The sequence below is a fragment of the Pseudomonas schmalbachii genome (assembly GCF_017589465.1).
In the GTDB taxonomy this organism is placed as follows: domain Bacteria; phylum Pseudomonadota; class Gammaproteobacteria; order Pseudomonadales; family Pseudomonadaceae; genus Pseudomonas; species Pseudomonas schmalbachii.
In genome coordinates, this window is sequence record NZ_JAELYA010000023.1 from 1 (window position 1) to 721 (window position 721).

Annotated in this window: 1 protein-coding gene; it reads left to right on the top strand. The window is 46.7% G+C overall.

The genetic code is table 11. The annotated features are described in order from the left end of the window. On the top strand, positions 1-246 hold a 246-nt coding region (locus tag JFY56_RS24170; RefSeq protein WP_208316820.1), incomplete at its 5' end, for a phosphotransferase. Positions 247-721: the final 475 nt, after the last annotated feature.

The following is a 721-nucleotide window of genomic DNA, read 5'->3' on the forward strand; positions in this document are numbered from 1 at the left end:
CTCGTCGTGACCCATGGCGATGCCTGCTTGCCGAATATCATGGTGGAAAATGGCCGCTTTTCTGGATTCATCGACTGTGGCCGGCTGGGTGTGGCGGCCCGCTATCAGGACATAGCGTTGGCTACCCGTGATATTGCTGAAGAGCTTGGCGGCGAATGGGCTGACCGCTTCCTCGTGCTTTACGGTATCGCCGCTCCCGATTCGCAGCGCATCGCCTTCTATCGCCTTCTTGACGAGTTCTTCTGAATTATTAGCGCTTACAATTTCCTGATGCGGTATTTTCTCCTTACGCATCTGTGCGGTATTTCACACCGCATCAGGTGGCACTTTTCGGGGAAATGTGCGCGGAACCCCTATTTGTTTATTTTTCTAAATACATTCAAATATGTATCCGCTCATGAGACAATAACCCTGATAAATGCTTCAATAATAGCACGTGCTAAAACTTCATTTTTAATTTAAAAGGATCTAGGTGAAGATCCTTTTTGATAATCTCATGACCAAAATCCCTTAACGTGAGTTTTCGTTCCACTGAGCGTCAGACCCCGTAGAAAAGATCAAAGGATCTTCTTGAGATCCTTTTTTTCTGCGCGTAATCTGCTGCTTGCAAACAAAAAAACCACCGCTACCAGCGGTGGTTTGTTTGCCGGATCAAGAGCTACCAACTCTTTTTCCGAAGGTAACTGGCTTCAGCAGAGCGCAGATACCAAATACTGTTCTT